Annotated in this window: 8 protein-coding genes; 1 reads left to right on the top strand and 7 read right to left on the bottom strand. The window is 61.8% G+C overall.

The genetic code is table 11. The features are described from left to right. Positions 1-670 (bottom strand): FadR/GntR family transcriptional regulator (locus ALQ04_RS24835; RefSeq protein ID WP_147466629.1); only part of this gene is annotated, 670 nt, incomplete at its 3' end. Positions 671-780: 110 nt separating this feature from the next. Between ALQ04_RS24835 and ALQ04_RS24830 the strand changes: the two genes are divergently transcribed. Beyond that, a complete protein-coding gene (locus ALQ04_RS24830; RefSeq protein WP_122318477.1) occupies positions 781-1,515 on the top strand; it encodes a FadR/GntR family transcriptional regulator in 735 nt (244 codons plus the stop codon). 220 nt (positions 1,516-1,735) lie between these two features. On the opposite strand, the gene ALQ04_RS24825 is transcribed toward ALQ04_RS24830, so the two are convergent. The 6 genes from ALQ04_RS24825 to ALQ04_RS24800 all read right to left on the bottom strand — a co-directional run bounded on the left by ALQ04_RS24825 (position 1,736) and on the right by ALQ04_RS24800 (position 7,821). After that, positions 1,736-2,458 carry an oligogalacturonate-specific porin KdgM family protein gene (locus ALQ04_RS24825; RefSeq protein WP_122318476.1) on the bottom strand — a complete coding sequence of 241 codons (723 nt, stop codon included), beginning with the start codon at positions 2,456-2,458 and terminating at the stop codon, positions 1,736-1,738. A 132-nt stretch (positions 2,459-2,590) separates the two neighbouring features. Next, the gene (locus tag ALQ04_RS24820) at positions 2,591-3,355 is read right to left on the bottom strand and encodes an ABC transporter ATP-binding protein (protein ID WP_122318475.1); all 765 of its coding nucleotides are present in this window, start codon (positions 3,353-3,355) and stop codon (positions 2,591-2,593) included. 10 nt (positions 3,356-3,365) lie between these two features. Further along, on the bottom strand, positions 3,366-4,205 hold the full coding sequence (locus ALQ04_RS24815) for an ABC transporter ATP-binding protein (RefSeq protein ID WP_122318474.1): 840 nt from the start codon (positions 4,203-4,205) through the stop codon (positions 3,366-3,368). Positions 4,206-4,224: 19 nt separating this feature from the next. Then, positions 4,225-5,130, bottom strand: a complete 906-nt coding sequence (locus ALQ04_RS24810) for an ABC transporter permease (RefSeq protein WP_122318473.1) — start codon at positions 5,128-5,130, stop codon at positions 4,225-4,227. Then, on the bottom strand, positions 5,130-6,167 hold the full coding sequence (locus tag ALQ04_RS24805; RefSeq protein ID WP_122318472.1) for an ABC transporter permease: 1,038 nt from the start codon (positions 6,165-6,167) through the stop codon (positions 5,130-5,132). The genes ALQ04_RS24810 and ALQ04_RS24805 overlap by 1 nt, the downstream gene beginning before the upstream one ends. 31 nt (positions 6,168-6,198) lie before the next feature. Then, the gene (locus ALQ04_RS24800; RefSeq protein WP_122318471.1) at positions 6,199-7,821 is read right to left on the bottom strand and encodes an ABC transporter substrate-binding protein; all 1,623 of its coding nucleotides are present in this window, start codon (positions 7,819-7,821) and stop codon (positions 6,199-6,201) included. Positions 7,822-7,856 lie beyond the last annotated feature (35 nt).

The raw sequence follows: 7,856 nt of genomic DNA, 5'->3' as shown, positions 1-7,856 counted from the left end.
GCATTGCCGCCCGGGCGGCATCGCGATCCTGGTGGGCAATGGCCGAATAGAGCTGTTCCTGCTCACGCTGCTGAATATCCGGGTCATCCAGGAGCTCAAGCGCCGGGACATTGCCGAAGCCGACCTGTGCGCGGGGCAGGATGCTGTGGCCCAGTTGATTCATGACATCGGTAAAGAAACTGTTGGCGGTGCACTGCACGATGGCGCGATGAAACTCGAAGTCGGCCTGGAACGTATCGATGCCGGCCTCGGCGCAACGATGCAGCTCATCGAGTGCCTGGCGGATGGTATCCAGCTGTTGCGGGGTGCGGCGCTGGGCGGCCAGCGCGGCGGACTCCGGTTCCAGGCTCAGGCGCAGCTCTATGATTGCCGCCGCGTCAGGGGGATTTCCGGCCGCGATTTGTGGAATCTGGAAATCCCGCGGACGCGAAGCGTCGACCACGAAGGTCCCGATGCCATGGCGGGTTTCCACCAGTCCTTCGGCCTGCAGGCGCGACATCGCCTCGCGAACCACCGTGCGGCTGACACCCGTTTCCCGGATGATGACCTGCTCGGTCGGCAGCTTTTCGCCACTCTTGATCTCGCCCTCGCGAATCTTGCGCGAGAACTCGGCGACCAATTGCTGGGTCAGGCTGGAGCGGCGGCCTGAAGGGGAGGAAGGGTGTTCCATAGGCGGGCTGATCGGGTCCATGTCGGGTGGCTGAGTATAACCGTAGTAATGATGTGTTTTGTGGCGCTATCGCGGCCTATACTGCTGCATTCGATCGAACTGAGGCTGCAATGTCGGACAACGCCCTTTCCTCGCAGAAAAACCATCGCCGCCTGGCTGAAACCCTGGTCGACCGTTTTGCCCAGCGCATGCGCGATGGCGTGCTTCAGCGTGGCGAAAAGCTGCCTTCCGAGATCCATATCATGGAAGCCGAAGGGGTCAGTCGCACGGTGGTTCGCGATGCGCTCTCGCGGATGCAGGCGGCAGGGTTGGTCGAGACGCGGCACGGGGTTGGCACGTTTGTGCTCGATATGCCACCGCCTGAAGGCTTTTCGGTAGGGCCTGCGACCATCGCGACGGTGTCCGATGTGCTTAACCTGCTGGAGTTTCGCATCAGCCTGGAGGTCGAGGCAGCAGGGCTGGCCGCCCGGCGCCGCAGCCCCGAGGCCTTGCTGGAACTCAAGCGGGCATTCGATGCGCTGCTTGAAGGGCCGGAAAAGTCCGGGACCACGATCAATGCCGACTTCCAGTTTCACCTGAAGATCGCCAAGGCGTCGGGCAATGCCTATCTGATCGATATCATGAAGCATCTGGGCACCAAGCTGATTCCGCGCACCCGGATGAACTCGGCCTACACCGGCCAGAGTGATCGCAGCGCCTATCTGGCCGGGATCAACGCCGAGCACCGGCAGATCTATAACGCGATTGCCGAAGGCAATGTGGATGCAGCCAGAGCCGCCATGTACCTGCACCTGAACGGCAGCCGCATGCGCCTGCGTCGAACCCAGGCGCTGTATAGCGAGTAGTTCAACGCAGCCTGGCCGAGTGCAGTAGTTTTCACCCAGTCTGGGCAGGAGCGGATTCATCCGCGAGGAGGCCCATACATTCACAGTATTTGTGTCGTCAGAAAGAATGTCTTCCCGGATAAATCCGGTCCAACAGACCTTCTGCCTGCTGAGCGACAGCGCAGTGTCAGAAACACTGCGGTGCCTCCTGCAGCGGTGCGTCCACAGTCCAGTCTGTGGATCAAAGGAAGTTGTACTGGACCCCGACCCGCAGCCTTAACTGGCGCTTGTCACTCTCGGAATCGACCTTGATATCGCCGATCTCGAAGAACGGCACCCATTGCTTGCTCCAGCGGTATTTGAACGCCGCATTCTGCTCGTAGTCGCTGGTGCCGTTGTCGTAACGGATGTAGTCGGCGTCGAAGTAGGTGAGTTGGTATTCATAGGTCCACGGTCCCTTGGTCGCATAGTTGACCCAGATGTCGTAGCGATTGATCGACTGGTTATCCATCGCGTTATCGGGCATGGATTCGTTGACTCTGTCCCGGTCCAGCTTGATCGAGTCATAGCGGTAGCGGCCGGAAATGCTCAGCGCGTCAGTGACTTTGTAGCCCACCTTGAGGCCGGTCTTGTAGGACGTCGACTTCTCGATGCTTTCCAGGGCCAGGGACGGGGTCAGGGTCCATCTGTCGTTGAGCTTGTGCTGGTAGCTGATCGTCAGTTCATGCCCGTTGCCGACGGTGTTGTCGAAGGCCACGTCCTGACGGTCGCCCGCAGTCTTGTACTTCAGTTCACCTTCAAAGCCCCAGCCGCTGTCCAGGCGTGTGCCGAACTTGACCCGGTCGGAGTGCATGCGGGTGCTTTCCGCATATTGGTGGCGGTAGTTGATATAGCCGCTGTCGGCGTAGCTCCAGGAGCAGGGCAACAGGGCGGTGAGGGAGAGCAGAGCGATTGATTTTTTCATTTTTTTATTCTTGTTTGATTGAAGTTTTGGGTGTGTTGGAGCAAATCGCGGGCAGCCGAATCCCGCAGCCATTTCGGCCAGGATCACGCTGTCAGCGGGGTTCGGTTTTTCAGGCCGTCAGGCGACGATCGTTCAGCCGGTAAGGCGTACGTCCATGTCGCGGCTGGCCTGGATCAATAATCGTGAATACTCGTGCTGCGCCTGGTTGTTGACCAGTTGGCTGCTGTCGAGGGTTTCCAGGATCTGGCCCTGCTGCATCACCGCCACCCGGTCGCACAGGTGCGCAACGACGCCCAGGTCGTGGGTCACCATCAGGTAGGTGAGGCCTTGCTGCTGGCGCAGATCGGCCAGCAGGTTGAGGATTTCGGCCTGCACCGAAACGTCCAGCGCCGAAGTAGGCTCATCCAGCAGCAGGACCCGCGGTTCGAGAATCAGCGCCCTGGCGATGGCCACGCGCTGGCGCTGGCCGCCGGACAGTTGGTGCGGATAACGAAAGCGGAAGCTGTCGTTGAGGCCGACCCGGGACAGCACGTCGCAGACGCGCCGGTCGCGCTCGCCGATGCGATGGATGCTCAGAGGCTCCTTGAGCGCGGCATCGATGGTGTGGCGCGGGTGCAGCGAGGCATAGGGGTCCTGAAAGACCATTTGCACGGTCCGGTAATGGCTGGCGTCCAGGTGCCGGCTTACCGCTTGCCCGGCTACGCTCAGTCTGCCGCTCCAGTGCTGGTACTGCCCGGCCAGGCAGCGCAGGACGGTGGTCTTGCCCGAACCGGACTCGCCAACCAGCCCGAACGACTGACCCTGCTCGACTTGCAGGTTGACGTCGCGCAGAACCTGATTCAGCCCCGGGCCGGTACCAAAGCTCAGGTTCAGTGAATCGACTTCGATCATTGCCATGGGAACATTCTCAGTGAGTGAGCCAAAGGGGATCGCGTTGCAGGACCGGCAGGCTGGCGCGCGGACGATCCAGGCTGGGCAGGGCGGCGAGCAGGCCCTGGGTGTACGGATGCCGGGCGTGGTCCAGTTCGCTGGCAGCCAGGGATTCGACGACCCGTCCGGCGTACATCACCAGCACCCGGTCGCAGAAGTGTCGCACCAGATTCAGGTCATGGCTGATGAAGATCAGCCCCAGGTCGCGTTCGCTGACCAGTTCTTCCAGCACATTCAGAACCTGGCGCCGCACCGAGACATCGAGGGCCGAAGTCGGCTCGTCGGCGATGATCACTTGCGGGTCGGTGATCACCATCATGGCAATCATGATCCGCTGGCCCATGCCGCCGGATACCTCATGCGGATAGAGCTCGTAAACCCGTGCCGGGTCGCGGATATGCACCTTGGCGAGCATGTCGAGGGTGCGTTCGCGGGCCTCGCGGGCGGACACCTTGTGGTGCGCCAGATAAGCCTCGGCAATCTGCTCGCCGACCTTGATCACCGGGTTCAGCGAGTATTTCGGGTCTTGCATGATCATCGACATGCGCTGACCGCGAATGCCCTGGATCTGTTTTTCGCTGCAGCCGAGCAGGTCGATATCGCCGAAGCGCAGGGTCTTGGCGCTGATCCGCGCCGTTGCAGGATGCAGGCGCAACAGGCTGCGGCCCACCGTGGACTTGCCGGAGCCGGATTCGCCGACGATTGCCAGTTTTTCCCGGCCCAGATTGAACGACACATCGCGTACCGCTGCCGTGGTCTTGCCGGCATTGGTGAATTCGACGCGCAAGTCTTCTACCGCAAGCTTTATCTGTGACATGGCTTTTACCTTGTTTTTGTTATTCGCTGCGTGGGTCTAGAACATCGCGCAGGCCGTCACCCAGCAGGTTGAACGCCAGGCTGACCAGCATGATCGTTGCGCCGGGAGCTGCTACCAGCCACCAGCTTTCCAGCATGTAACGGCGTCCGCTGGAAATCATCGCGCCCCATTCCGGCAACGGTGCCTGGGCTCCCAGGCCGAGGAAGCCCAGCGCGGCGGCGGTGAGGATGATGCTAGCCATGTTCATGGTCAGGCGGATGATCACCGAGGACAGGCACATCGGAATGATGTGGCGGGCAATGATGCGCAGCGCCGATGCACCTTGCAGTTTGACCGCCACCACGAAGTCGGCATTACGCAGCGACAGGGTTTCGGCCCGCGCCAGGCGGGCGATGGGCGGCCAGGCGGTGAGGGCAATGGCAATGACTGCATGCTCCAGGCCCGGACCGAGTGCAGCAATGAATGCCAGCGCCAGAACCAGGCTTGGGAACGAGATGAAGATGTCGGTGATACGCATGAACAGGCTGTCGACCCAGCCACCGAAATAACCGGACACCGTGCCGATCAGCAGGCCGATCGGGCCGACGATCACGGTCACCAGCATCACGATGTACAGGGTGATGCGCGAGCCGTAGACCAGGCGACTGAACACGTCGCGGCCGTATTCGTCGGTGCCGAACCAGTTCTCCGCGCCCGGCGTGCGCAGGGCGGCCGACAGGTCCTGGGCGAGCGGGTCGTGGGTGGCGATCCATGGCGCGAGGAGGGCCACCACCATCAGGGTGCCGATCACGATCAGGCCCGCCAGGGTCATCGGGTTGCGCAGCAGGAAGCGCAACAGCCGCGAGCAACTGCTGGCAAAGGCCGCAAGGCTGGAAGTGGGTGCCTGGATCATGGGTTTGGCGCTGCTTGCAATAGAAGTATTCATCAGCGGGTTCTCGGATCGAAGACTTTATAGAGGGCATCGCTGACCTGATTGAGGATCACGAAGATCAGACCGATCAGCAGCACACAGGCCATCACCGCATTCATGTCGCCCAGCAGCAGGCTGCTGGTCAGGTACTGGCCGAAGCCAGGCCAGGCAAAGACGGTTTCGATCAGCACCGCGCCTTCGAGCAGGCCGCCATAGGCCAGGGCAACGATGGTCAGCAACTGCACGCGGATATTGCGGAAGGCATGGCCCCAGACGATCCGGCGCTGCGACAAGCCCTTGACCCGCGCAGTGATGATGTATTCCTGCGACAACTGCTCAAGCATGAAACTGCGGGTCATGCGGCTGATATAGGCCACCGAGTTGAAGCTGAGGATCACGGCCGGCAGCAGGATATGGCGCAGGGCGCTGCGAAACGCCTCCCAGTCGCCGGACAGTGCCGTGTCGATCAACAGCAGCCCGGAACGGGTTTCGATCAGCCCGTCATAGGCCAGGCCGATCCGCCCGACGCCGCCGGCCCAGCCCAGCCAGGCGTAGAACACCAGGAAAGCCATCATGCCCAGCCAGAAGATCGGCGTGGAGTAGCCGAACAGGGTAATGACCCGCGCAATGTGGTCGCCTGTACGGCCCTGATGGGTTGCGGCATATACGCCCAGTGGCAGGCCGACCAGTATCCCGAACAGGATTGCCAGGGTCGCCAGTTCCAGAGTGGCCGGGAAGACCCGGGCGATGTCATCGATCACCGGGTGACCGGTGAGCAGGGCATTGCCCAGATCGCCGTGCAGCAGGTCCTTGAGGTACAGGCCGAACTGGGTCCAGAGCGGCTTGTCCAGGCCCAGCTCCTGATAGGCCTGGGCGTAGGCGGCAGCGTCGGCGTCAGGTCCGACAATGGCCAGCACCGGGTCCAGGGGCATGACCCGGCCGATGAAGAAAGTGAGCAAAAGCAGTCCGAACAGGGTCGCCGCCACTGATCCGCCGCGCCGGGTGCCGTTGGCGACCCGACTGCTCAAAAGTGAAAATGATGCACTCGACATAATGATTCCTGCCTTCGTTGAACCCATGAGGTCAGCGTTGCTTGTAGACATCCCGCAGGCGCGTGGTGGCTGCGCTGTGGCCCAGGTATTGGCGGACATCGGCGTGGATCACCACCTCGTCGGTCATTTGCGAGACCGGCATGATGGGACCTGCCTTCTGGTCGTAGAGCGTCTGGATGCGCTGGTAGAGGCTGAGCTGTCTTGCGCTGTCGCGCTCCTGCTCGGCCTGCTCGATCAACTGATTGATCTCGGCGTTGTAGAACGAAGTGCGCCAGCCCTGGAAGTTGCTCAGTTTGGCCTGCTCGCGGTTATCCGGGTTGTAGACCAGTGCCCGCAGGCTGGAGTGCGGATGGCGTTCTGCGCCGCCACCGCCACGCCCGACCAGAATGTCGAAGCGACGATCGCGCATGGCACCGTAGATCTGGTTGCCGGTGCCGGTGATGATCGTTGCCTGGATGCCGGCCTGGGCCAGGGTGGATTGCAGGCTGGTGGCGATGTTGATGAAAGGCGAGTCGGTCAGCGAGCGAATAGTGATCTTGAAGCCATCGGCATGCCCGGCTTCGGCCAGCAGGCGCTTGGCCTGGGCGACGTTCAACTGGTAGCCGGGATCGTCCAGGCGGGCAGCCAGGCCCAGTTGCAGTGGACGCTGGTTGATCAGGCCGTAATGTGGCATCACCACGTTGTTGATGCCCTGATAATCGATCAGCGAACGAATCGCCTGCCGCACCCGGATGTCCTGGAACAGCGGCTGTTCCATGCTCAGCGCGATGTAATACAGGGTTCCGCGGGGGATGGTCTGCACGCTGACTTCATCGGAGCGGGTCAGGGCCTTGATGTCGGTGGCGGCCATGCCGCGTGCCACATCCAGATCGCCGCGTTCGACCATCAGGCGCAGGGCCTGGGACTCGGTCATGTTGCGCATGATTACCCGACGCATCTTGGCCGGACCGCGCCAGTATTGATCGAAGCGGGTCATCAGGATCACGTCGTTGGCGCGCCAGATATCCAGTTTGAAAGCTCCGGAACCGGCAGTGTGAGTGGTCAGCCAGGCAGCGCCCTGATCGTCACCGTTGGCATGTTGCAGTGCGGTGACGCGGTCGATGACAAAGGCGCTCGGAGAGGTTGCCAGGGTATTGAGCACCAGCAGCGGATCGGTGGCCTTGGGCAGGTCGAGCACAAAGGTCGACGGCCCTTCGGCGCGCATCAACTGGCTGACGTTCTGTACGGTATAGCCGTAGGCTTTCCAGGTCGAGGCGAGGGCTTTGTTGAGGGTGACCACACGCTGCAGCGACCAGGCGACATCCTGGGCGGTCAGCGGATTGCCGGAGTGGAAAGTGACGCCGGGGCGCAGGTGAAAGGTGAGGCGCATGCGGTCCGGGCTGACTTCCCAGCGCTCGGCCAGTGCCGGAATCAACTGGTCCGGGCGGGCGGCGTCCTGTTCAAGGAGCATGTCGTAGACATTGGAGTTGACCTCGGACACCTCAAGGCCGGTTGCGCCAGCGGGGTCCAGGGACAGCAGGTTGATCATGCTCATGCCGATCACCAGTTGATCGACAGGCGTTTCTCCGCGTGCGGTGGCAGGCGGGGTGTGCAGAAATGTCGCCGTGAGGGCGAGGCATAGCAGCCAGGGCAGGCGCTTGGGCCAGAGTTTCATGGGGGCGGTCCTTTTTTATATTTATAAAGACACTT

It is taken from the genome of Pseudomonas cichorii, assembly GCF_003700275.1.
Classification (GTDB): domain Bacteria; phylum Pseudomonadota; class Gammaproteobacteria; order Pseudomonadales; family Pseudomonadaceae; genus Aquipseudomonas; species Aquipseudomonas cichorii_B.
Note: the sequence above shows the minus strand (reverse complement) of the source record. Positions and strands in the feature narration are given on the sequence as shown.